Consider the following 23,500-nt stretch of genomic DNA (forward strand, 5'->3'; position numbering starts at 1 on the left):
GCGGGGACGAATCCCCACCGGGCAGAAAGTTACTGTTAGCAGCCAGACGGCCGCGGAATCAAAATCAAACGTGCAGTGCTTCGGGTTCGTCGCGGCGGACCACCATTGCCACTGCAGGGCGATGCGCTGCCTGAGACGCACACCACTCGTCGGCAAAATCCGTTTCCCGCTTTTTGGGCCGGTGAACCATAGCGGTGTAGCCTTCAGCTCGCAGCCGCTTCGCCAGCTTCAATGCAGCATCGACGCCCGGCGATTTGCCGGTGCGGGGATCGACCGCATCGAAGTCCGCGAAGATATGAACGACTCGAATTCCTAGGCCGTCCGGCACAACAAAATCGGCGAGAAGGATGCGATTCAGGCAGTACCAGACCGGCACACCGAAGAGCATGTGCGCGGCATACGCCGTCTCGAGACCTTCCGCGACGCCGATCTCGCCATCGACTGGATCCATCAGCCGGACTGCGCCGCCGTTGAGCTTATGAAGCGTCACGTCGTGCAACTTGGCCGGAAGGATCTCGCCATCGCTAGTGACGATCGACGCCTTCGCCGGTTCCGTGCGTTCAAGGAACGTGCGGTGCAGCGTCCCGAGTCGGCCGTCCGGCAATGTGAATCGAGCAAGGATGCCCGGCCACTGACCGATGACTTTCTTCTCGTGCCGGTAATCGAGCATCGCCATGCGCAGCGCTGCGGACGGCGCCACTGTCAAACCCGGCACCCGATTGCGCAGGTATCGCGCAACGAGGCCATCGGAACCGACCAGCGTCGCGCGATCCCACATCGAGTCGAGGCGCTTGCGCGCCCACTCGGGATCGACCTTTCTGCCGGGCGCCGGGGCCACCGGTTGCGCTCGGCTTTGCCGTGCGTCGGCCAGACTGCCGCCTTCGAGTTCAATCATGAGTTCGCGGAAGGTCATCCCGGCGGACTTGCAGATGAGCTCGAAGCCGTCGCCAGCTTTACGGTCGCCGTCGTTGCACTTGCGGCAGACCCAGTCGCCGCGGCCGCGGTTGTTGTCGTAGGTGAAGCGGTCGTTTCCGCCGCAGATGGGACAGGGTGCGCCCTTCCCGGTCAATGAGCTTGCGGGCACTCCATACTTCTGGAGCAACGCAATCCACTGTTCCGGGGACAGCTTGATGTCCTTGATATTCATTGGCACTCCAGTAGTGGTGTGGTTGAGGTCGATGCCTGAACAGGCGGTAAAACCGTGCTCAAAAAAGCCGCCCGACTCGCGCAAGGCGAGCACGGTCGGCGGCTTTTTTCAGCAGGGAAAGCGAAAGGCGGGTGTCGCGACAGCGAGGGCGCGTCGCACAGGAAGAGACGCTTCGCGGCTTCGCCGACCGTTTCCGGTTCGACGAAGCAACGAAGGTGAGAAGAAACAGGAAGCGAGGTGAGCCGTTACGGGATCAAATCGCAGCCCACTCGCGTCGCGTTAGGTAAGCGTTGAAGGGAATGTCATCCATGTCATCAAACCCACCGCCACCACCATGCGACGTCGATTGCGGTTCGCGATTCGCCGGCGCAGGGTTGCTCGATCGCGGCTGCTGCGAGCGTTCTTGACGTGCCGGGCGTTGGCTCTCGAAGCCGTCACTGGATGAACGATCGCCCGTAGAGCGGCCGCCGAGCATTTGCATCTGGTCTGCGACGATTTCCGTCGAGTACCGCTCCTGCCCGGCTTGGTCCGTGTACTTGCGCGTGCGGATTCTGCCTTCGATGTACACCGACGAGCCCTTCTTCAGATACTCATTGACGATCTCAGCCAGCCGACCGAAGAACGACACTCGATGCCATTCGGTCTGCTCCTTCATTTCGCCCGAGGCCTTGTCTTTATAGCGATCGGTCGTTGCGAGTCGGATATTGGCGACCGCATCGCCGCTCGGCAGGTAGCGCGTCTCAGGATCAGCCCCGAGGTTGCCGACGAGGATGACTTTGTTTACTGATGCCATAACTAACTCCCTTTAAGATTTTTTGGAAATAGACCAAAGCCACTTGTCCCACAGGACTTGCTCGCCGCTGGCGTCTAGCTTAGGTCGCCCACGTCCATCGACTGCTGGCACTTTGGTTTTGCCGATCCGCTTGACTTCAACGCGGTCGCCGATGCGACAGGCCGACTCTGCGATTGCGTCACGGAGGCCTTCGCCTTGGAGAACGTGCGTCTCGCCGCGATGCTCGAGCGTCACGCAAAACGATTCATACGTCTTGCCAGGGCGCTTGCCATCGGGGAATCGTTTCTCCCCCCACTCTCTCAAGACCCCGTACCTCGCGCGCTCGGTCCGCCGATGTGACGACTCAGCGGGTCGAGGGGGCGCTGTCACGACGGCGTCCGTAACTTCTGGCCGGGGTCGCGCGTCGCTGACATTGACTGGTCGAACGGGTTTGGCGTCGAGCGAAGGCGTGTCTTGCGCATGAGCGCCCCTGAGTGCAGCCGCAATGGCGTCGGTCAACGTGCCCCTGTACTCGTGCAGCACTTCCCAGTGCGGCGCGAGCGCCGGTATCAGCTTCATGCCGACAGCCGTTGGTCGCAGCTCGTAGTCGAACGCCGGACGAAACTGCACGACGACTCCACCTTCATCGCGGAACAACATCGGTTGTCCTGCGATGGCGATGTGCCGTTCGTTGGCACCGCCCTTACCGACCTCGATCGGGGATGAATGGCTTGTGGGATTGTCGCTGCGACGCTGCGGCTGCGGCGTCACTCCGAAAAGCGTCCCGATCAGCCGGCCGAATGTTGATGTGGTCATCGTCGGCCTCCTACACCAGCGTGCCGAAGCACTCGCGACGCACCTCTTCCATGTCGCGCTTGAGCAGCGGGTTGCTCAGGATGACGTCTTGCAAGAACTCGGGATCGACGCCGTTGATCTGGCAGACGAACCGATACGGCAGCGCCCCGCTCCAGAACTCCATGACCCAGCCGAGCGTGGCCCGGTAGTCTTCGAGTTCCATCTTTTTTCGGTTTTTGAGTCGCTCGCTGAACAACGCAGCGCAGTCCATTAACGACTCGGGCATGTTGTCGCCGCGTCTGCTGTCAGTCGCGAGACTGATCAACGCGTCGACCATCTTGTCTTTAACGGCCTCGCTCCACAGGTGCGGATCGGGCAGCGGATCGGGCTTGGCTTGGACGCGTGTGATCGGTGCATCGGGAGCGCCAAACATGTCCAGTTGCCATGCGGCTACTTCTGCTTGCATGGGAATCTCCGAATGAACGGGAACCCATGCCCGCAACGGGATGGTTTCCCGTTGGGGTGAGGGGTCAAGACCGCCCGTGCGGGCAGTCTTGACATTCAGGCGTAGCGACTAGTTGTCGGTGCCTGTCTTAAGTGGAACGACCACTGCGGACTTGGCGTACTGACGTTTGATGGGCGTGACGTTGGCGTCGGCGGGAGCCGGAGCGACAACGGCGTGCGCGGGCGCCTTCGAATCCTCAGCTTTCTCCTCTTTCAGCGCCGCCTTGATGGATCTCTTGATCCAGACAGCGACGGTGGCAGAGACAAACAGAAAGGCGAAGAACGAATGCGCCGCAAACCACAGGGCAAAGCAAACAGCGACCAACCAGCCGGGCGACTTCATCGCCTTCATAACCAACTGCTTCGGCATTTTTCTCTCCAGAAAAAGACGCACTAGGGGATGTCCAGCCAGTACAGCGCTGGATGATTTTCGATGCTCGGGTGAGCAGGGAAAAACGGGCGCGCGGAGAGACGCTTTCGTCACGACTCGATGAAGGCGTGGCGGAAGCAACTCACTGCGGATGGAAGAAGAGATCGCAAGCGCACGCACTCATGCTCAGTGGCGGCTTGGGTCGATGCGTCGGTGACGCGGGGATAACAGGCAATTTACGCGTGGGCCGCGAGCGCGTGCGCGCGAAAGCTCCCAATTTCACACCGCCTTTCGATTTTCGGCTTGGAACGTGACAGCGCCGCGGTGCTCCCTTGACTTCCATTTGCCCTTGGCATGCTAGTTACATGCTCAACAGGAGGCAGCGAATGTTCTTCGAAATGCTTGTCGCAGTCGGCGGCTATCACGTATTCAAAGCCATCAAGCGGCGGAGCCGATCCGGTCCGCGCAGCGCCCATCGCGCAAAACGCTCGTCGGACGATATCGGTGCGGCCGGCGAGGCTCTGGCTCAAGCAAAGCTTCGAACGACCCTCAGGTGGCTGTGCGGCGATAACTTCTACCTGCACGAAGGGACGTTGCTTATAGAACATGCTCCCGGGACTGCGTTCCCTACCGCAGAGATCGATCACCTCGCGATTACGCCGTTCGGCGTCTTCGTTTTCGAGACGAAGAATTGGTCCGGCCGCATCGCGCCGTCGAATCGTCCCGGGACCCTGACACGGACTGCGCCCAACGGTAAGGCGGAAGACCGACGCTCGCCGATCGAGCAGAACCGCAGCAAGATCCGCTTCCTCCGAGAGCAGCTTCCTGCAATGTGGCCGGTCGCTGGCGCGGGTCTCGTCGTGTCGCCAGGAGTCGTCCTGCATCCGGAACTACCGACAGATCTATTGGCACTAGACGACCTCCCCCACTGGTTGCGTTCCAAGCGTGCGGAGTGCACCGGCAGGTCGACGGTGGACGTCGCCAAGGCCCGCGAAGCGGTCCTCATGTATGCGGACACCTCGACCGAAGGTTTCATGGCGCACAAGGACCGCGCGACGCGCCGGATACCGGTAATTCGGGAACGTTTCAAGTTTTTCCGCTAGGTAATCACTTCCACATCAGAACTCAGAAACTGCTTAAGTGTTTCGTGAATGAACCGTTAATCGTTTGCGGGGGTGGACAAAAACGCTACCTTTCGCTCCAGGAAGGGGAAAGACGGGGTAAAAACGGCGTCTTTTGATGTCAGACGTGCTGGGGAGCGCCGTTACGATCGCTTACATCTGTGAGAAAGAACGTCCTCCGGCGGGAAACGTTGCACGAAATGAGAGGTGCCGCTCGCGAATGAATGTCGGCAGATGCGGCTCGTTGCGTACTGGCACCATTTTCTTATCCGCGAGCGAAGTCCTCGCGGGGGTTTGAACGCAGCGCGCGGGGGCGCTGCAACATCTGGAGAGAAGTTATGTCATCAAGTAGTGACGATTCTAATAAGAACCTGCAATTGCGAAAAACGGAACTCCACGATCCGTTGGACGACATCTTTGGCGGCGTTTCGGCAAGCGGCGCCGAACGCGCTAAGATCGAAAAGGTTGCTCGGCAGCTTTTCGGAGAAGGCGAGCAATTCGCTGATCTCATCGCCCAGCTCGTCGAGAACATGGTGACGATCGCTGAGGCTAGAGCGCGGATCTCGACCGACCTTAAAACGATCGGCGGCCTGCTTATCAACTCCATGCACCTGATCAAGAACGTGATGGTCGCAGAGTCCGGCAACAAGACACATACGCTGCGGCGGGCGGCGACGTTGGGATTTTCTTTCTTCGACTTGGCTCTCGGCGTGAAGAAGCCCGCAGCGCGCCAGTACATGCGCTGCTACGAGGCATTCCTCGACAACACTGAGGCTATCCGCGTATTCAACGTGGGCGAACTGGACATTCTCGCTGCCGACCACGTGACCGACGAGCAGGTTGCAGCGATTCTTGCGGCGAAAAAGGCCAACGAGCATATGACTCGCGAAGACATTCGCAAAATGTTGGCAACGCTGCAGAAGCAGGAAGAGGCCCTCGCGGATCGCCAAGTTCAGGTAGACAACTATAAGACCCTGCTCGAGGACAGCAAAACCGCTCAGCGAGTCGCCGAGGACGAAGCCAACCGCCTTCAGCAACAGCTTGACGCCACCGCAAAACTGATCGCCGAAAAAGAGGCCCAGCTTCAGCGCATGGACAGCTATTACACCGGTCGGCAGGCGGGCCTCGCCAACCTTGAAAAGGACCTCGCGGACAAGGACAAGGAGATTGCGAGGCTGAACGACGAAAGAAACGCTTTGCTTAACCGGAAGCCGGAAGTCCAGATCAAGGAAGTTGAGACGACTCCCGCTGGATATAAGAGCATTTCCGAATCACTGGAAAAGCGCAACGCTGAACTCAAACAGCTAGAAGAGCAGTTGGTCGAGAGGCGCGCCGAGTTGGCACGACTTGAAGCCGACAGGAAGAAAGAGGCCGGCGCCCTTGAAGCCGCTAACCGCGTTCAAGCAGCGATGCAAGAAGCGCTATCTGCATTCGAAGAATTCGCGGGCAAGCTCACGCTGGCTCAGGTGGCGGTTCAAGCTTCCGATGGGCTTGGGCAGCACGAACCGTTGGTCCAGACGCTGGCCGCAATGATGCGCAAGCATCTCAGCGAGATCGAGACAGGTTTGCGAAAGCTGTAAGACGTACCTGCCATAACGATAAGGCGGACGCGACGGGGTCGCATCCGCCAGCAAAAATACAAATAATATGTCGATCACCACGCTTGATGCCGTTGAGACCAACATTGCCCTTCGGCAGTATCTCGCTGAGAAGATACAAAGGACCAACTTTTCGCTGACCGCGGTTATCCATAAGGTACTCGCGCGGTACAGCAGCGCCGAAGCATTTTTTGGCGTCTCGTTTGACAACATGGAAACGTTCAAGGCGCACGCCGTACCGATGGCCAAGCTTATGAACATGCCGTTCCTGGCGCTGTCGCCGGCGCTGCAGGATCCTCGCGATTGGGCGACCTTTGTCGACGGGATTATGTTTTCGACAGCAGTGTCGAAGCTTTCTTCATCGATGCCTTTCGTCGACGACGTGACCGCGCGCGATATTTTCCATTACAACTGCGCCTACGTCTCGCTGCTCAAAGACGTGCTGCACCAGAGTGTGCTCGCAGCGCCGCTCCTAGGTATCTCGTTCGAGTTAGCGGAATACCTGATGGGCTTGCCGATCGGACGGCTGGAAGCAGCGATCGGCGGAATCCGTTTCCCGCTGTATAGATGGCGGTTCGACGACGAGCGCTTCTGGCGACAATACGGCGCAGACTCGCTTACCGAAGAGGCCGTCGCTCACTATGTCATGCGCACCTCGAACCTTAAGCCGAGCGGACTTCCTTTCAAGAATCTCTGGTCCGACCTGCGGCTCGACCGCGCTAGACGCGAGATCTACGCAAGATTGTTGATGACCCAGGGTTGTCGCGCTTCGACCGCCACGAACCTGTTTGGCGTGACTTCGGCGATCACTCGAAATACTTATCGAGAGATCCACGGCGTCAGCTCGCCATGCGGAAATAGTGCAAGCTCGTTGACGTGGTACGTCGAGCGTCCCACGCATCGACTCCAAGCAACCATTCTCGTATGGCTCTATCGATGTGCTCTCAAAAACGGAGCGAACATTCCGGAAGCGCTAATTGCCTCCAACGACGTTCTCGACAAGATGTTCGGTAGTCGGCTCGCCGTTTCTGCTGACCGCGCGAACCATCTCACCCGCTCCATGGCGATCGATTCGAGGTTGAATGTCGCACCGTGCAGAACTTGCGCGACGGAATACATCTTGGCGAACGACGAAGGGAAGATCGAATTGGCGAAGGACTTCGTTTGTCCCGGTTGCACTGGAGATCTGAAGCCGCGCTTGACCGAGCCGAAGAGCAAAGGTCGCAAGGCCAAAAAATAGTCACAGAAAAAGGAGTTGTTGATGCCGCATGAATTCAACGTCGAGGCCGGTCTAGTGGTCTTCTCCCGCGACGGCCGCCCTCAGTTCGGCTGGCTCGACTTAGTGACCGGCGAGTACCACGCCGAGTCCGACGGACGCTGCATCACCGATGCAATAGGTGCGATCGAGTTCCAATCAGACGTGATGCACTGACTCATGCAGGACTTCGCTTACCTCTTTCCAGACAGCGTCGCCGCGTGGCTCGAAGGCCGCGGCGACGCGCGATTCCAACGGTACGAGAGGCACTACCGCGCCGATCGGGCGACGGCACAACCAAACGAAGCGTTCGACCTTGAGCGAAGCAATGTTCGTTTCGCCCAGCAATTCGGTTCAGGCCGGCGGCAGTTGGCGGCTGTGTCGAAAAGCAAAGCTTTTGGCGCGCTCGCGACTTTTCTCATTCTCCTTTGGGGCGGCACCGCACTCCTCTCTTCAGTCGGCGCGACACAGCCCGTCGCCGTCGCTGCGGTGCTAGGCGTCGTTTTCGTCGCCTTGAGGGTGAAGAGCTTTCGCGCTCGCGGGCAGAAGCGATAGCAAACGGTTGCGATCAAACAACGGTGAGGAATTTCGAAGCCTTACCGGGTATTACAATGCCTGCGCCGCCGTTTGGCCAACGGCAATTTGCCAACGAGGAAAGCGGTTTCGCGGCGGACTTCCGAGTCGCCTTGACTTCGAACACCGCTCGATAAGATGAAAGTAAGCAGATCGCGGGGGCGACTGCAATAACTAGATCGGAAACAACAAATGACAATTCAGAAGAACTTCAAACTTTCGATGGCCGCGATCGCTGCATCGCTTTTGGTCGCTGCTTGCGGCGGTGGCGGTGGCGGTGGCGGCAGCAGCGATGCATCGCCCGCGGCCCCGGCAAGCGGTGCCAGCACGCCTGCAACTACAACTCCGGCGAATCTGACTACGCCTCAGTATCCGGCCGACAGCTTCCATCTGGCCGCGTTCAACTTGCTCAACCAGCAGCGCCAGCAGTGCGGTTTCCCGGCCCTTCAGGAAAACACCGCGCTTGATCAGGCGACGGCGGCACACGCGCAGTACCTTGCAACGAACAACGTGTTTACGGATACCGAAGTGGCGGGTAATCCCGGCTTCACAGGCGTAAATTTCACTGATCGCGCAGCCCATTTCGGATATACGGCCATCAACGGATCGATCGGGGTGTCAGGTGGCTTCTATACGCCCGCGACGTGGACGGAAACACAGTATGGTCAGCAAGCCGTATATGGCCTGATTTCGGGCGTATATCACATCATGATCGCGGCGTCGCCTACGAACACGGTCGGCATCGGCAAGGTCGCTACGACCTATAACGGTTTCCCGGAGGAATACTACGCGCTGAATCTGACGAACTATCAGCAGGTCACGACCAACGCGCCATTGACTTTCCCCTGCCAAGGAACGACAGGTGTTGCATACTCGGCTGGCGGAGAAACCCCGGTCCCGCCGGCAACGTCCGGCAATTGGGGTACGCCGGTTGCTGTCGCGGGCAACCCAACTGACATCATCATCATGCAAACGGGCACCATGACGGATTCGTCGTCGCACGTGATCGCTTTGCAGGTTCTCGATTCGGCCAAAGACCCGAACAAGGTTCTTCCGTCGTGGATGGGCGTTGCATACCCGACCACACCGTTGTCCCCGAACTCGCAATACACGGTCTCGCTCACGGGTACGATTAACGGTGTCGCGTTCTCGCGTACCTTCAGCTTCACGACCGGCAACATCGTAGGCTAACAAAGGCTGCTTCGCAGAAAAACCAATGCCGCCAGTCGATCTGGCGGCTTTTTTCTTGGTTCAACGTTGAAATACACGCCCTGAGGTAAAGCTCCGAAGCGTTCTGTTGGGGGCCGTTGCCTCAGCCGCCCGAGCCTGCGGTGTCCCCATAACCCTGGACATCGTAGCCATTTACTTCACCGGTACTATTGCTCGCCCTGCACATCGCATACTGGTAAGTGTTCGGAGATGTGTTGTAGGTGTTCGTAATATATTCAGTGTTGGTGCCGTCATTGAAGACTGAATTTTGTTGGCCCCACCCAGGCCAAAATCCGAGTTGCTGAGTTACATAGGTCCGGCAGGCTTGCTCGGGATTCCCTGTTTGCGGGTTAGCTGGTTGGCAATTCTGTCCGACCCACGCCGTCCCGTTCCACGATGGAGCAGCCGTCTGGTTAGTACCGCTCGGGCACGCTGGCGGTGGCGGTACATTGCAGGAGTAGCTCCAAGCTGTTCCTGTCCACACTGGTCCACTTGCAAAGCCGTATGCGCAATTAGGTTGTGGCGTGGCGCATTGATATCGCACACCGAGCTTCTGCCAGGAATACCCCGGATCGCAACCGGGAGCACGCGGAACGCCGATGGGATTCTGGACCCATTCCGCGTTGGAGGTGACTGGAGCCGTCAGCACACCGCTAAGCGTCCCCATCAGCGCAAACGAGATTGCCGTCCTAATTCGCTTCATGTTCTTATTGGTTTGAGTAGTTACAGCCAACGTCGATTTGCGCTTGCAGACCAAGCTGATCTTGCACAAGCGTATTTGCGCCGTCAGCGAGCACGTTATAGATTTGGAGCACCCACTGGGAGCCGTTCCAGCCCATCGCGTAGCGCGCGCCCGAGATCGGTGGATTGTGATTCGAATAATCGGTCGTCAGCGATTGCGGAGTGATGCGATACCACGCCGTGCCGCCGGGGCCGCATGAAGGAGGCGTTACGCCCCATCCGTTATACCAACCGCTGTACTGGGCATCCGCCGACTGATTGCTCACCAAGGTGCTCGCACCGACCCAGTTGCCCCACTTATTGCACACGTACATGAGGTTGTTGCGGATCGTCACTCCGTTCCAGCTGCACTTGCTGGCGGTGTAGTTGATGTTCGCAACATTGCCATTGATCGTGTTGCCAGAGACTGTCCCCGACGAACTGACGTCCCCGACGTTGAGCCCGGCCGGTCCCGTTCCCTGATAGTTCTGCACATAGAGGTTGCCCTTGGTACGCACGGCTGCATTCACGCTGTCACCGTAGTACATCGCGCCGTTGTCGATCTGCAGGCTGTTTCCCGCCTGCAACTTCAAGACCTTGTTCGCGCCGAGCGTGACATTGCCGACGTTCTGCATGTCCTGATTATTCGCGTTCATCGTGCCTGTCAGCGGGAGCGCGCCATCACGGCGGTAATACGGCGAATTGCCGTCCGCACCGAATCCATTGATCGCGAGGACCATCCCAGCCTTGCTGCCTACTGGATTAGGCAATGTCCACCCGCCGTGGATGCCGGTGACCGTCGCAGGCGCCCGGTTTGTCGAGTAGCCGAACTGCGCTCCCCCGGCCGCAGCCAGGATACCGGCGCCAGCGATGTCGGCCGTCTTGTCTGTCATGCTGATAAGCGGCAGGCTTGGATAGATTTGCGACGCGATATGGCAATTGCCCGCTGCGGTCGAACAGTCGTCGGGCACAACGGCCAACGCGATCTGGTAAGTGCCGCCCCAGAACGGCCCATTCTTGAACGCGACCTTGTTATTCGACTGCGCGCTCAGTTGCGCCAGCGTCGGCGCAGCGATGGGCGTGGAAGTCGTCTGCGAATACCCCACTGGAATAAGCGAGGCGTAGTTGTTGGTGATGTAGCTGCCAAGCGCCGAATTGATCGACGCGATGTTCTGCCCTTCGATCTGCAGCAGATTCTGGCGTTTGGCAGCGATGTCTTCCTTGATACCCTGTACCGTCAGCAAGGCCGCGCCGACGAGGACAATCAACATCTCAAGAATGCTTCCCATGTCGGCGATCCGCGCTCAGGTACGGGTGGTCCACAGTCCCATCGACGCCATAGCACCGTTCGAGGCGCAAGCGGTAGCTACTGTCTGCGGGTTGAATGTGACCGTCGGCGAGAAGATCGTTGTGCCGTTGACAGTTACCTGCGTGTAGACGGTGATCAGCGCAGCCGCACTCAGCGAACAAACCGTCGATGTGACCGGGTACGTGAGGATCAGCGAATCATTTGAGGTAACGAGCGTGCCGACGGCCGCCGTCACTGTGCCATTGAACATGCCTTTGACCGCCGACTTGTCCGATGCGACGCGCGAGCCCGCCGAATCGAACGCGTGATTCTGCGCGAGCACCGTGAGCGTTTCAGAGGAAAAGTCGGCATCGTTCTGCGTCGCGTTCAGGATCCCGGTGTGGAACATCTGTGCTTCGCTCTTGAACTGCGACGAATGAATCAGGTCGAGCACGTACTTACCGCCTGCATAGACGGCCAGCGCGAGCAGTGCGGCACCGGCCATCACCGCGCCTGCCTCAATCATGGACAACTCGCCCGACTGCTTCTTTGCGCGCGCAATCTTCAGGATGCGCGCTCGGCGTTCCTTAATCGGGTCGACTTGAACTGCTTGCGTGTTTTCGTTGGTCACTTTGCTTTTCCTTAATAGCTTGAAGCGGCGGGATTTCCCGATGTGAGGTTGACGGCACCCGTCACGACGTATGAGCCAATGCCGAGGGTTAGAAACAGTGCAGCGGCAAAACCGAGTAACAGGAAGTGCGTCATGCGGGCGTTGCGCTTGACTGCTTCAACCACGCGATCGAGCGACTCGCGGCCTAGACTCTTAATAGCCGCTTCGAATTGATCGCGACCCGCGGCGTCGGTGATCGTGTCGACGATCGTGACCGAGAAGATGCCGGTATCGAGCGCGCGCATCGGCTCATCAGATCGAGCCGTCAGGCGTCGATTCATGATCTTCAGATGCCAGCGCAGCCACGGATCGGCTGTCTTGAGAAGCCTGTCCAGCGCCGCACGGAGCGTGAGGTTTGAGTCGAACAGGCCCGCAAGCGAAACAATGAGCAGTGCCGCGCGAAGGTCGCGACGATTGCGCCAGAGCAGCGGCATGCGGTCGAACTTGTCCCGCAGAGGCCCGGTCCAGCGCTTCAGGCTTGAGAAGTAAGCGAGCACGAGGCCGATGACCGCCGTGAGCGTGAGCCACCAGTACTCGTAGCAGAATGTGTCAACGTGATACAGGAACCGCCCAAGATCGGGCCACTCCGCGAGCGGCCGGACGTCGAGCACTTGCGGGAAGATGACGCCACCGAACAACATGCAGTACGCGTACATATAGACCAACAGCAACGCCGGATAGGCCATCTGCACGGAGGTCGTCGACGACAGTACGCGCTTCGCCTTTGCCGCCATCTCCGCAAGTTCGAAGCCGCGAACGACGGCGTCTTCGCGCGAAGACTCATCCGCGATGTCCAGCAGCGCGTATTCGTCGCCCGGGATGAATGGCTTGATAGCTAGCGAGAAGCTTTCCCCGCGCTGCATGGTCTCGCGGATGCGCGCGAACACACGCCACTCGATCTTGCCTCGCGAGCGGCTACGCTTCTCGTACGTTTCAAGCCGGTCGAACAGCGTCTCGGTGTTGCGCAAACCCTTGGCTGCGATATCGAGACGCGTCTCGCGGTAGAAGTCCTCGCGGACTTTCTGAAACCGCCAGCGCGCGACGACCAACTGCTGCCGCACGGGCAGCATCTTTGCGAACGTGGTGATCATGGAGGACTAGGTTTAGACCATCAAGCCATCGACGCCGGGCATCACGCGGTACTGCGCGAACGATTGCATCGAGCGATTGATGAATTGTGGGTCAATCAAACCGCGCGAAGCCTTGAAAAGAGCATGTTCATATAGCGTCTTTCCAGTCATATCAGCGTTATCGAACCCGGTACGACGCTCGCCGCGCCAAACTGCGCGCGCGCCGGCCCAATCGCGCTCGGCAACACGCTCCAGAAATTCCGGCGTCGGGCGATACAACTCGGCCGCCAACGAGGGGCGCTTCGTGCCACCCGCCACCTTCCCGTTGCGCGTAAAAAGCCCCTTGAGTCGGCAGTGTTCGCAGCCGTCGTAGTTGCGGCACGCCATCGCCGAGGTATCGAGGCTGAACTTCGTGCGCAGCAGTTCGAGGTCAGCTTTGGGCATGACGTCTTCGGCCGGCAGCTTGCAGTGCTCGCAAAGCGTCGGAATCAGCTTCTGGTTGCCGACTGCGTTGATGAAACCTTCCGAGGCGAGCTCGTCGATCGGCAGTTGCAGTCGCCCTCCCGCCATACGCATCACGGCAGCGATGATGTCGCCCGCGTGCAGCGAGAAACGCACCGGATGGCCGGTCAAGGCGAGTTCGGCGACCAATCCCATCACGACGCGGTCACGAACTTCCCCGATCGTCAAATCGTCAGGGTCCTGCCGCATCAGCGTTCGAATCACCTCCGCATACTTGCGGTTGGCTTCATCATCGGTTTCGTCCGGGCGGCGGATGATCGAGTAGTCCGACAGCCACGGCATTGGATACTCGGACGGCTCGTTCACTGCGAACTGTTTCTTGAGTTCCCGATCCGGCAGCATGTACGAGAGAGCGCGCAGCGTCGTTGTCTTGCCCGAACCTGTCTCGCCAGTGAGCGCCGTAATGCCGCCGCTCACATAGTTGAGCGTTTCGATGAGATCAAGCTGGCTCTTTTCCAGGCCCATGTCTTTGGGCAGCAGCACCGAATAGTTCTTGAAGTTTCCGTCGAGCAGACGCAGCGTGACGTCATACCCGCCCACCAGCGGAGACGACTGCCACCGCAGATTCACCGTGTCTGTCTTGACCACCAACGGAATCATTGCGGACTGGGGCGCGGTCGGCTGGAAGCTGTTGCCCGAGTTAGTGTTGCGCTGAACGAGATCGCTGTACGCCGCGAACAGGGCACGACGCACGATCGCCTTGGGCATGCGGCTGAACGTGTACATGTCGCCGTTCACGCGAAAACGAACTTCGACCTCGTTGTGAAACTCGCGTGGCTCAAAGTGAATGTCACTCGCGCCGTATGCATGCGCGGCCTCAACGATGTCCCGGAAATTGCCGATCGCGCGGCTCGCTTCGCGCACTGTGGAGTTCGCGGACGCCGCGGCCTTACCCGAGTAGATCGCTGCGATTACGGCATCGGTTGCGACCATCTCCTCGCGCACGATAATGTCGTTTGCGCCAAGGTCCTTGATGAACGTTGCGTACTGAGCCTTCTCGGCGAACCGTGCAGTGGCCACCGTGATCGCCACGCCCGGTTGCAGTTCAACGGCAACGAACTCCTTGCGCGCGGCCGCCGGAATGCGCAGCGCCGCGTCGTCATCCGCTACCGTCAGAACGCGCTTGAAGTCGGGAAGCGAATCTGGCGATACAAGTTCCGGCCGCCCGGGAGACAACCCGCCGCCCTCGGTCTGTTCTTCGTCGTCGGACGGCTGATCGTCCGCTGCCACCGGCGGATGCACGATCCTTTGAGCGTTCGAGCCTGCCGGTCGTGGGGGCTCGACGTCCGGGTGCTTCGGGTCGAGCGGCAGCGGATCGGCGTTCTCGACCGACTCGGCGCGCGTCCGAAGATCAGCATCGTCCGTGGCTGTGCTCGCGCCGGCATCGGGTTGCGACGGCGCGGCCACCGGCTGCGGTTCGGGTTGCGTTTGAGCAGCAGCAGTCGCGGTTCCGACGGTCAGGGCTTCTTTATTCAACGGCTCGGCCTTCGTCGCTCCGACATTCGTCGGTTCGCCACGCTCCCTAGCAGCCATCGCCGCCGACATGCTCGCGTAGCTGGGTCGTTCGAAGCTGGGCGGCACGAAAGGCCGAAAGGCCACGTCGTCGGTGACCACTTCTACCGGCGCTTCTGACCTTGTAGGCACAGTCTGGGCGGGCGAGTGCCAGTCATCGGCAATCTCTGTGCTCTCGACGTCCTCGACGTCACCGCCCGATAGTGCGCGACCGAGAAACGTTACTTGGGGATTCACGGCGCGCGTGCCCCCGGGCGACGTATGCTCCGTCTCCATTTCTGACTGTCTTTCTCGCCGTTTCCGCTTTCCCGCAACCGGCTCAGCAGATGAGAATTTCGGCTCAGCGCCCGTCCCTGGCTCAACAAAGCTCGAGCGCGGTGTGCGAAAACGCTTGAGGAATCCCCCACGGGGCGAGTCTGGCGTGCCCTGCTCTTCTTGTGCAAAGAGACCCATGTCTTATTTCCCGAATGGAACGAAGGTAGAAGCAGTTGATGAAACGCCACCAGGTGGAAGCGGCGACGACAGATCCGTGATCGCCCTGACGGCCGGTCCGTCCGGGACGACGGCCGGAACATCAGCCGGTGCCGCGATAGTCTCTGTCCAGTGACGCTTGCCGTCGACAAGACCGACCGTAAAGCCGTCGATGGAGGCTACGGTCCAGCCGTTGAGCAAGCGGCTACCGCGTCGTGCGGTATAGGTCGTGCCTTGATAGTCGTAGAGCACGTATGAGCCAGACATGTCGGAATACGCGCCAACGAACGAGGCGGGAATAACGTGTTTGGACGGCGAGCTGGCCTTTCGTTCGGCCTTGGAAGCGGCCGGAGCTGGCGCGGGACCGGGCGTGGGACCGGGATTGCCAAACGCCGATGACAGTGCGACACCACCCGGCGCTGGCGCTGCGTTGCTTTCGCCACCCTGCCCCTTGCGCATCGAATCAACCAGCTTTTCGCGGGCGAGTTTGTCAATGTCATCCAGCGTGAGATGACTTTCCTGCGAAAGAGCTGCGCTTGCGACAAGCATGAGCGCGCCGAAGCATGCGGCACGAACCGGCCACTTAGTTGAGAACATAGTATTTACCCTTCGCAGTGAAATGCACCCCCGTACCGTCCTCTTTCAGCTCAACGTCGAGGGTTTCCAGTGCCATGTTGTCCGGCAGGCGCGCGAGTAAGGCGCTTTGCCATTTGTATCCGTCTATCTGCCACGTGCCGCGCTGTACGAGCGGCCCCTGCACTTCACCTGCCGTCGGTTGGCGCTGGATAAGGCGCTCGGCCGGCTTGATATCCACCACGTAACCGTGGCTATCGAGTGTGTCGAGCTTGGTCGAAAGCTTTTGCGGGTCGGTCTGCAGAGTCTTGATCAGCGCCTGTTGAGTCGGCCATGTCTTCTGTTCACCAAGCGCCACGCGTTCGGCGACCGCCACTTCGGGCCCACGCGCGCTCAAATGCCAACCGTCAGGATTGAAGACGACCGGATGCAGCGACTCTGGTGCACGCGCGTCGAACTCCTTGAACGTGCCGCCCTGTCGCTTGTACGTGACCACGCACGGCCCGGCGATCGAGCAAGACGCTTTCTGAAATTGCCACCCTGCGACGTTCGTTTCCTGCGCGCCGAAACTCGCGAGCAGCTTCGGGGCAAGCTGGCTTGCGAGTGGAGCGGGCGCGGCGAGTGTGCGCATCACAGCCGACTGGTACTCCTGCATGAACGTTGGCGGCGGCGCCGGCGGCGGAGGCGGCGGGTTGAGCACGTCAATCAACTGCTTGCCACCGAAGAACACGGCAGCAAGAATGACGAGCAACGGCACCGTCGTGGGCACCGCCACCGGGACCTTCTTGATTAGCCCGACCTTGCGCGCAACAAGCATCTCGCGAAGGTCAAACGACTCGTCGACCGCGTGGAGTTGCGCGCCGTAACCCAGGGTCGCCAGTTCGAGCCCTGCCTTGGCGCACCCGTCCTCGATCTCGTCTCGCTTGCCGGCAAGCGCGTTAAGTGCTATTTCCTGATCGAGCGAGACAGCGCCGCGCTGCACGAGCACCAAATGCACGCGCTCATCGTTCTGGATGAGAACGAGTACCGCCGGGCGCCGTCGGACGCGGTCAAGCGACGCAATACGAGCAGCGGCCGAGTACAGTTTGCCGCCCTTGCGAAGCGAAGGTTCCGGTTCGCAGAACCCGACGATGGTTTCGTCATTCGCCTTGTATTCAATGTAGTGCGTCGCACCGGACTCCTCGACGTAGTGTCGGCGTTCGGCGCGAGCGCCCTTGGCGGAATAAGCGCGCCAATCCAGCCCGAATACGAGCTTCGCGCCCTTTTCTCCCGGTATGGATTCGAAGTGCATACGGATGCTTACCTCGCGCTCACATCGACGGGACGACGGTTGCCGTCAGCATGATCACCTGGAACGTGCGGCCCTTGTTCCAAGCACCTGACAGACCACCAATGCCGTTGTTATTGCTTCCGTCATACCGATTGCTCACCGCGCCGTAGAGCACAACGGTCTGTCCATCCGAGAGTGCAATGGTCTGGTCATCCTTGTTGCCGAGAATGTCGGGCAACTGGATCTGCTGCAGCGTGTCGCCAGAACCGGTGCTGATGGTCGTGAACGGACCGTTCAGCTTCGAGCTATCGCTCCAGTACGAGAGAATGATTTGGTTGTGGTCGTTGACCGACGGCAGGATGTTCACGAAGTCACCGACCGTGACAGATCCCGGCTGCAGACCGGGCACGCCGGCGGTTCCGCCGGTGAGCGAGCCAATACTTGGCGTCGTTGCCGCAAGATAGCCCTTCGTCTCAAATGAGCCGATGGAAACCGGCAGACCGTTTAGCGTCAGCTTCGTCTGCGTGTTGTCCTGAACCGTCTTGCCGAAGGTGTTGAGGCCGCTGATGATTGCGTTGGTGCCTTCCATGGGCGAACCCGGCTTCAAAACGGAGAGGCCAACGGTGCCGCCAATCGCAGTTGCCAACGACGTGGGCGAGGCAACCGTGACCGAATAGCGCTTGAGCCCATCCGAGATACGGTTGAACACGATGTCAGCGCTAACGCCTGCCTGCGACGAATTGCTCAGATCGACTTGCAACGTACGGACCCGCAGGGCGACCTGACGCGTCGAGATCGCGTTCTCGCGGGCGAGCAATGCACCCATGCGATCGACGGCTTCTTTCGTGTCGCGAACCATCACCAAGCGGCTGTGCGGATTGACCACCACCTCACCAAGCGGCGACTTCAGCTTTTCCAGCTCGGACTGAATGATTGCAATCTGGTCGAAGGTGCCGTCGCGGCCCGTCGAGGTGACCGACGAGAAGGACCCCGTGTTGCCCGACGTGCCGCCTGTCGTTCCACCGGACGATTGGTTGCCCGTGGACGTATCCGTACCCTTCGACATCGTCGACTTGATCGAGACTTTGCCCGGAATCGCCGCGATCGTGAACGTCTTCGTTACAAACCGGCTGATGGAAATCGTGCTGCCATCGAACGTCCAGTCGAGGCCCAGGTTCTCGGTCACGCCGCGCAGATACTCACCGACCTTGCAGTTGCACGCCTGTGCATAGACCGGCTCGACATTCGACTTCGCGATCGCTTGCTGCTGCATCGGAGCGCTTTGCCCGCTTCCGCCGTTGGTCTTCGGAATCAGCGCGTCGCGGGGAATGAACACGTCCGGGCTCAGATGTACCGGATAACCGGTAGCGGTGGAGACAAGCGTGGCGATCTTCGACAGCGGGAGATTGCCGGGGAATACAACCGATTTCTCGCGGAAGATTGCGGGCAATGTCGCTTCATAAGCGACTGGCACCAACCGGTCGCCGAGGAACGCGGTCGGCACTTCCTCAACGAGCGACATCGACTCGGGGCCGTTGCCCATCGCGCGCGTGGCTTCCGCGTTGGTCGCGTCATAGGCGTGGTTCACGTCGGATTGCGAGACCGCGCAGCCGGTCAACGATGCAGCCACAAGAATGGCTATGGCAGATTTGATTTTCGTGAGGCGCATGGCGATTACTCTTGGCAGTTGGCTGCGCGTGCGACGACGCGGATTACGTTATTGGTGTGCTTGCAAACCCGCGTGGGCGTGCGCATGTGATTGGTCGCCTGCATCACTTGCGTGAGCACCGACTTGAAGTCGCCCGAGAACGTCGCGTTGAACTCGAGCGGCAAGTCGTCGTCGATCTTCCAGGCAAGCTGCCAGCCCTGCTGCTGCAGCCAGCGATCGAGCGCATTGCGCAGGTTGATGTCCTGCGGCGTGATGGAAAAGGTCAAAAGTCCACCGGGCGCCGTTGCACCGCCTTGCGACGGCACGACGACCGGGGCGACGTCCATCGAGCCAACCGGCGACGGCGCGCCAACACCGGGAAGCGCGACGGGCGCGGGACCACCGACAACGGCGTTGACCGCGGCCGGAGAGGCTGGCGCAGATGGAGCGACCGAAGCAGAACGAACGTCAGGAGCAACCGGCGACGCCATCGCAAGTTGAGCCACAGGGGCTTTCGCGGCGGGTGCCGAAAGGAGTTGCCAGCCGTCACCCGGCGGCGGTGCGAGGCGCGATTGATCAGGCTCGGCCGCCGCAAAGCCCGATACGGTCGTGAGTGCGAGACACGCGAACAAGTGAGCCACCATGCGCGCGGTGCGATGCGTTTGAAGAGAAAAGATAAGCGTCATGTTGGTCAGTTCGCGCGTTGCAGGCGGCGGTAAATGTTGTTGGCGTAGATGAGCTGCTTGTTCGAGGAAACCGCGTTGTAGGCACCGACCGCTTTCCATGTCGGACCGAACTGCTTGATGTTCGAAGCCAGGATCCATGTCCCCACGTATGCGTTCACGCAGGCGTCGAAAAGGTGTTGCCGAGTGATGCCGAAGCGACCCAGTTTAGGAAGCCAGGACGAGTTGATTTGCATCAAGCCAATGTCCTCGCTTCCATCGGTATTGCGATTCGTCACATATGGGCGCATTCCGGACTCCTGCTGTGCGATCGCACGGACCACTTGAACGCTGACGCGGTGGTAACGCGCGGCATCGTCAAGACAATCGGCACGCACATGCAGGGGGAGGATCGCGCAGAGAAGCGGCAACAAGAGGGATAGTCGGTTCATGACGCGGGCCGATCAAAGAACCGCACATCATGTTTGCGCAGCACGTTGACGACGTTGCCGTCCGCGTTGACGATGAACTGCTCGGCGGTGCCGTTGAACTTGTAGTAGCGGCCCTTCTGCTCGCCCGACCCCATGTGCCCCACGTCGGCGACCGTCACCTTGCCGACGGTGTCGGCAAACTTGAAGAACGTCGAGCCGTTTTCGTCGAACACGCTTTGAAGCGCAGCCTTGTTCGCGGCGTCGAACTCATAGACGGTTCCCGCGACTCGGGCAACTTCGACCTTGTCGGTGTCGTTGGAGATCGTGAAGCGCTCCGCGCGATTGAACGTCACCACGGCCGTCGCCTCATCCCACTTCGGCCGCAGCGATTTGCCGTCTTGACCCGTTACCTTCAGCTCCGCTGCGGGCTTCGCCAAGAACTTGATCTGAATGTGGCTGTCGTCGCGATCGCGGATCGCCAGTGCTCCGAACTTGGTAGCAAGCACGGACCCAGATGCTGCCGGCGCGTCAGCGGCGACCCTCTTCGCGATGTCTGCGATGGGGTCTGTCCCAGAAGCTGCGCTCGACGCGGCCGCCGGAGCAGCAGCGACCTGCGACACCGGCGCAACGTAGTTCACCGCCACTGACTGCGGAGCCGAGCGGCGAAGTGTTACATGGTGAGAGTTGAAGTCGACGTCGGCGTACAGGTCGGACGCGGCCACCAGCCGATCGAGCGACTGCATCCAGTTCTCGCCATCGCGCGTGCCGAAGCTCGTCGCGGCCGTCAGGTCAATGTCCTTCTGTGCCGATCCCGTCCAACCTTGCGGCACCAGCGCTTTGACCAGTTGCGCGAGCGGCAGCGTGGCGTTTAAAGACCGGGTACTTTCGAGGCTGCTGCGCGGTCCGATCAGCGCAAGGCGGCCGGAGAAGCCAGAGAAACCGGACGGCGTGTCGCTGCGTGCCTTGTCGCCAATGAAGCGGTTTGCCTTCTTCCAGTATGCGGTGGCGCTCGAGCCGCCCGCCGAGTAGCGGATCACCTCGGGCGTGCCCGGCACGACAATATACGGTCCCTGGTTGTGCCCACCGTCAACGCGCAGCGACTGACCGGCACGCGGCTGGAAATAGGTGTCGCTGCCATCGTTGAACACGAGCGCCGGTCGCTCGAGCACATTGCCCGCGATCTCATAGTCAAAGTCGAGCGGGTCTGTGCCAGCGGCCACCGCATTGAGCGTGACTGCCGCAAGCGCGAGAGTGAGAAGAGAGAGCGTGTGCTTCATAGACCGCGTTCGATTTGAGAGAGGTGCTTCACGAAGCGCGCGAGGTATTCGCGGCCCGGTGCGGGATTGGCGCTGTGGTAGTACGCAACGGCCTTTACGGCGGAGTGCGTGAGGCGGTAGTTCTCGTTGAGGATGTCTTCGGCGACGCGGATGTTGGTCGCCGGCGCAAGGGCATCCCAGGCACTCGCGAAACGCTTGCCGTGGTATCCCCAGTTCACTTGCATGATGCCGACGTCGAAGTTCGACCGGCCGTTGCTGATCAAATAGCGGACCGCGCGATACGCGTCTTCGCGGGTGCGAAAGAAGAACCCGCGACCCGCAACATTCAACGTCCACGGCCATGCACGACCGTTGTATGCGGACTCATTAAGTGCGATACCAGCGAGAATCTTCGGATCGACGGACGTGTGCATTGCGTCGAACGGCGCCTGAGCGGATGCGCACGACCAGCCGCCCCGCCGCTCCGTGATGCTCGCTTGAGCGTCGTCGGTAAGGGTCGCGGGGCGCAGCCAGCCCGCCTTCACGAACAGGCTTTCGACGCTGACAGGTGATCCGTCGATGCTCAGCGCAACACCGCTAGCCGTAGACTCAACCGATTGGCCTTCAAATCGGTTAGCCCACGCCAGAAACCGCTTCAGCCCACACGCATACACCGGCTCGCCGGGCAACTCGACGATCGCGCGCTTCACGCCGTCATCGATCACGATGCGCGTGGGGCTGATGATTGAATCGATGGTCGCCGCATTTGCGCCGAACGCGATCATCGAAAGGCACGCAGCCGCCAACGCCTTAGTCATGGTACGGCTCCATGACGATGTCCTGCGTGACCTGCACCAGGAACTTCTGGCCCGGCTCAACGGTGATGGTCGGCGGGATATTCTGGTTGCGCTGCATGACGGTCTGGGCCGTCGCCGCCGCGACCTGCCCCGCCGTGTCACCATAAGTGGTGACGCCGTTCGGCGTCGCGGTCGTCGCCGTCTGCGAGCTGCTGTCGAACGCCTTGAGCAAAATCGCCGTAATGAATCCCGCGCCGAAGATTTTCAGGAAGTGGTTGTTCACGTCGCCCGAGAATCCGGCGTAGCCGTTCTGGTCCGCACCCTGCATGCCGTTGAGCGGCACGCTCTTGCCGTTGGGCAGACGCAGACTCGTCGAAGCGACCAGCAGGCGCTCCTGGCCGACTGCGACGTCCGCGCTGTACATGCCATTGATGAACGCGCCCTTCGGAATCATCAAGCAGTCGCCGCGCAGGCTGTCATACACATCCTCGTCCACCATCAACGCCACGCGGCCCGGCTTGTCCGAGTTCAGCCCCTCCACCGTCTTGACGTGGATGACGTGGGGCGGCGTCAACGTGCAACCTGTCGACCGGCCATTGAAGGTTGTCCGTTCGATGCCGCCGCGCGAACCCGCATCGCGCAGGAAGGCTCGGTCGCGATCTTCCGGTGCCTGCCCCTGCTTCGCCAAGGCGATCGCCATCGCATCGGGAGTGTTGGCTCCCGCAGCGTTCCGAGCAGCTCGCACCTCGTCCAACGAAGGGACGCCAGCGGGGAGTACGCCGGTCGACGAGTTCGCCGAACGCGACGCGCCCGCCTGCTTGAAGATGGAAGACGTATAGATCGCGTCTTGCGCCGCTTGGCGGGAAAGCTCGCGCGTGTCCGTGCCCGAGCCTGCGACCTCTTCCTTGAAGTCCGCACCGGTCAGCATCGGTTTGATGGCGGGCTTCGGAGCCGCTGCTTCAGACGCTGCGCGAGCGGCTGCCTCCGACGCCGCTGCTTCGCGCTGCTGACGGATCAACTGGTCGATGTCGTTGTTGTTCGCGGCAGTGGGCGTCTCCGTACTCGACTTGAGTGCGGTCGCCCTCTTAATGCGCGCCTCTTCGTCTGCCTTATTTGTCGCCTGTAACTGATAGTAGAAGCCAAGGCCACCGATGACGACAGCAGCCAGAATGCCGATGCTCATGATCGCATTGCGCGGCGTCTTGCCTTTGACGAGTGCTTCTTGCTCCGCGCTGGGCGTAGCCGAGTCCGGTTTTTTCGCCACGA

Annotated in this window: 23 protein-coding genes; 6 read left to right on the top strand and 17 right to left on the bottom strand. The window is 60.3% G+C overall.

Annotated features, from left to right (window positions below; genetic code table 11):
* Positions 1 to 64 precede the first annotated feature (64 nt).
* The 5 genes from AWB70_RS20495 to AWB70_RS20515 all read right to left on the bottom strand — a co-directional run bounded on the left by AWB70_RS20495 (position 65) and on the right by AWB70_RS20515 (position 3,588).
* Positions 65 to 1,147 (bottom strand): DUF7146 domain-containing protein, encoded by a 1,083-nt coding sequence (locus tag AWB70_RS20495; RefSeq protein WP_060854162.1) that lies wholly within the window; start codon positions 1,145 to 1,147, stop codon positions 65 to 67.
* A gap of 253 nt (positions 1,148 to 1,400) precedes the next feature.
* Positions 1,401 to 1,940, bottom strand: a complete 540-nt coding sequence (gene ssb, locus AWB70_RS20500; protein ID WP_053572384.1) for a single-stranded DNA-binding protein — start codon at positions 1,938 to 1,940, stop codon at positions 1,401 to 1,403.
* Between the two features lie 12 nt (positions 1,941 to 1,952).
* A complete protein-coding gene (locus AWB70_RS20505) occupies positions 1,953 to 2,735 on the bottom strand; it encodes a hypothetical protein (protein ID WP_053572385.1) in 783 nt (260 codons plus the stop codon).
* A gap of 10 nt (positions 2,736 to 2,745) precedes the next feature.
* The gene (locus tag AWB70_RS20510) at positions 2,746 to 3,180 is read right to left on the bottom strand and encodes a hypothetical protein (protein WP_060854163.1); all 435 of its coding nucleotides are present in this window, start codon (positions 3,178 to 3,180) and stop codon (positions 2,746 to 2,748) included.
* A gap of 108 nt (positions 3,181 to 3,288) precedes the next feature.
* Positions 3,289 to 3,588 (bottom strand): hypothetical protein, encoded by a 300-nt coding sequence (locus AWB70_RS20515; protein ID WP_053572386.1) that lies wholly within the window; start codon positions 3,586 to 3,588, stop codon positions 3,289 to 3,291.
* Between the two features lie 386 nt (positions 3,589 to 3,974).
* On the opposite strand from AWB70_RS20515, the gene AWB70_RS20520 reads away from it, so the two are divergent.
* From AWB70_RS20520 to AWB70_RS20540, 6 genes are all read left to right on the top strand, one after another.
* Positions 3,975 to 4,691, top strand: coding sequence for a nuclease-related domain-containing protein (locus AWB70_RS20520; RefSeq protein ID WP_053572387.1), 717 nt, complete (start codon positions 3,975 to 3,977; stop codon positions 4,689 to 4,691).
* Between the two features lie 356 nt (positions 4,692 to 5,047).
* On the top strand, positions 5,048 to 6,289 hold the full coding sequence (locus AWB70_RS20525) for a hypothetical protein (RefSeq protein ID WP_053572388.1): 1,242 nt from the start codon (positions 5,048 to 5,050) through the stop codon (positions 6,287 to 6,289).
* 67 nt (positions 6,290 to 6,356) lie between these two features.
* A complete protein-coding gene (locus AWB70_RS20530; protein ID WP_053572389.1) occupies positions 6,357 to 7,547 on the top strand; it encodes a FlhC family transcriptional regulator in 1,191 nt (396 codons plus the stop codon).
* Positions 7,548 to 7,568: 21 nt separating this feature from the next.
* Positions 7,569 to 7,739: a hypothetical protein gene (locus tag AWB70_RS39060; protein WP_167351030.1), complete on the top strand. Its 171-nt coding sequence runs from the start codon at positions 7,569 to 7,571 to the stop codon at positions 7,737 to 7,739.
* A gap of 3 nt (positions 7,740 to 7,742) precedes the next feature.
* Positions 7,743 to 8,117: a hypothetical protein gene (locus AWB70_RS20535; RefSeq protein ID WP_053572390.1), complete on the top strand. Its 375-nt coding sequence runs from the start codon at positions 7,743 to 7,745 to the stop codon at positions 8,115 to 8,117.
* A 210-nt stretch (positions 8,118 to 8,327) separates the two neighbouring features.
* Complete coding sequence (locus AWB70_RS20540) at positions 8,328 to 9,326, top strand: CAP domain-containing protein (RefSeq protein ID WP_053572391.1); 999 nt, start codon at positions 8,328 to 8,330, stop codon at positions 9,324 to 9,326.
* Between the two features lie 725 nt (positions 9,327 to 10,051).
* On the opposite strand, the gene AWB70_RS20545 is transcribed toward AWB70_RS20540, so the two are convergent.
* From AWB70_RS20545 to AWB70_RS20595, 12 genes are all read right to left on the bottom strand, one after another.
* A complete protein-coding gene (locus AWB70_RS20545) occupies positions 10,052 to 11,353 on the bottom strand; it encodes a hypothetical protein (protein ID WP_053572392.1) in 1,302 nt (433 codons plus the stop codon).
* Positions 11,354 to 11,368: 15 nt separating this feature from the next.
* A complete protein-coding gene (locus AWB70_RS20550) occupies positions 11,369 to 11,983 on the bottom strand; it encodes a type 4 pilus major pilin (protein WP_082378246.1) in 615 nt (204 codons plus the stop codon).
* A gap of 11 nt (positions 11,984 to 11,994) precedes the next feature.
* Positions 11,995 to 13,113: a type II secretion system F family protein gene (locus AWB70_RS20555; protein ID WP_053572393.1), complete on the bottom strand. Its 1,119-nt coding sequence runs from the start codon at positions 13,111 to 13,113 to the stop codon at positions 11,995 to 11,997.
* A 12-nt stretch (positions 13,114 to 13,125) separates the two neighbouring features.
* Complete coding sequence (locus AWB70_RS20560; protein ID WP_235024303.1) at positions 13,126 to 15,402, bottom strand: ATPase, T2SS/T4P/T4SS family; 2,277 nt, start codon at positions 15,400 to 15,402, stop codon at positions 13,126 to 13,128.
* A gap of 180 nt (positions 15,403 to 15,582) precedes the next feature.
* Positions 15,583 to 16,146, bottom strand: a complete 564-nt coding sequence (locus AWB70_RS38360; RefSeq protein ID WP_143281671.1) for a hypothetical protein — start codon at positions 16,144 to 16,146, stop codon at positions 15,583 to 15,585.
* 34 nt (positions 16,147 to 16,180) lie between these two features.
* Positions 16,181 to 17,461, bottom strand: a complete 1,281-nt coding sequence (locus tag AWB70_RS20565) for a type IV pilus inner membrane component PilO (protein ID WP_053572394.1) — start codon at positions 17,459 to 17,461, stop codon at positions 16,181 to 16,183.
* Positions 17,462 to 17,480: 19 nt separating this feature from the next.
* Entirely contained in the window at positions 17,481 to 19,109 is a 1,629-nt protein-coding gene (locus tag AWB70_RS20570) for a type II secretory pathway protein (RefSeq protein WP_053572395.1), read from the bottom strand.
* A 5-nt stretch (positions 19,110 to 19,114) separates the two neighbouring features.
* Positions 19,115 to 19,873, bottom strand: a complete 759-nt coding sequence (locus tag AWB70_RS20575) for a toxin co-regulated pilus biosynthesis Q family protein (protein ID WP_374730246.1) — start codon at positions 19,871 to 19,873, stop codon at positions 19,115 to 19,117.
* Positions 19,780 to 20,202 (bottom strand): lytic transglycosylase domain-containing protein, encoded by a 423-nt coding sequence (locus AWB70_RS20580; RefSeq protein WP_053572397.1) that lies wholly within the window; start codon positions 20,200 to 20,202, stop codon positions 19,780 to 19,782. Before AWB70_RS20580 ends, AWB70_RS20575 begins: the two co-directional genes overlap by 94 nt.
* Positions 20,199 to 21,458, bottom strand: a complete 1,260-nt coding sequence (locus AWB70_RS20585) for a TrbG/VirB9 family P-type conjugative transfer protein (protein ID WP_053572398.1) — start codon at positions 21,456 to 21,458, stop codon at positions 20,199 to 20,201. Before AWB70_RS20585 ends, AWB70_RS20580 begins: the two co-directional genes overlap by 4 nt.
* A complete protein-coding gene (locus tag AWB70_RS20590) occupies positions 21,455 to 22,255 on the bottom strand; it encodes a transglycosylase SLT domain-containing protein (protein WP_053572399.1) in 801 nt (266 codons plus the stop codon). The genes AWB70_RS20585 and AWB70_RS20590 overlap by 4 nt, the downstream gene beginning before the upstream one ends.
* Entirely contained in the window at positions 22,248 to 23,498 is a 1,251-nt protein-coding gene (locus AWB70_RS20595; protein WP_053572596.1) for a TraB/TrbI/VirB10 family type IV secretion system protein, read from the bottom strand. The genes AWB70_RS20590 and AWB70_RS20595 overlap by 8 nt, the downstream gene beginning before the upstream one ends.
* Between the last annotated feature and the right edge of the window lie 2 nt (positions 23,499 to 23,500).

It is taken from the genome of Caballeronia cordobensis (genome assembly GCF_001544575.2).
GTDB classification, from domain to species: Bacteria; Pseudomonadota; Gammaproteobacteria; order Burkholderiales; family Burkholderiaceae; genus Caballeronia; species Caballeronia cordobensis.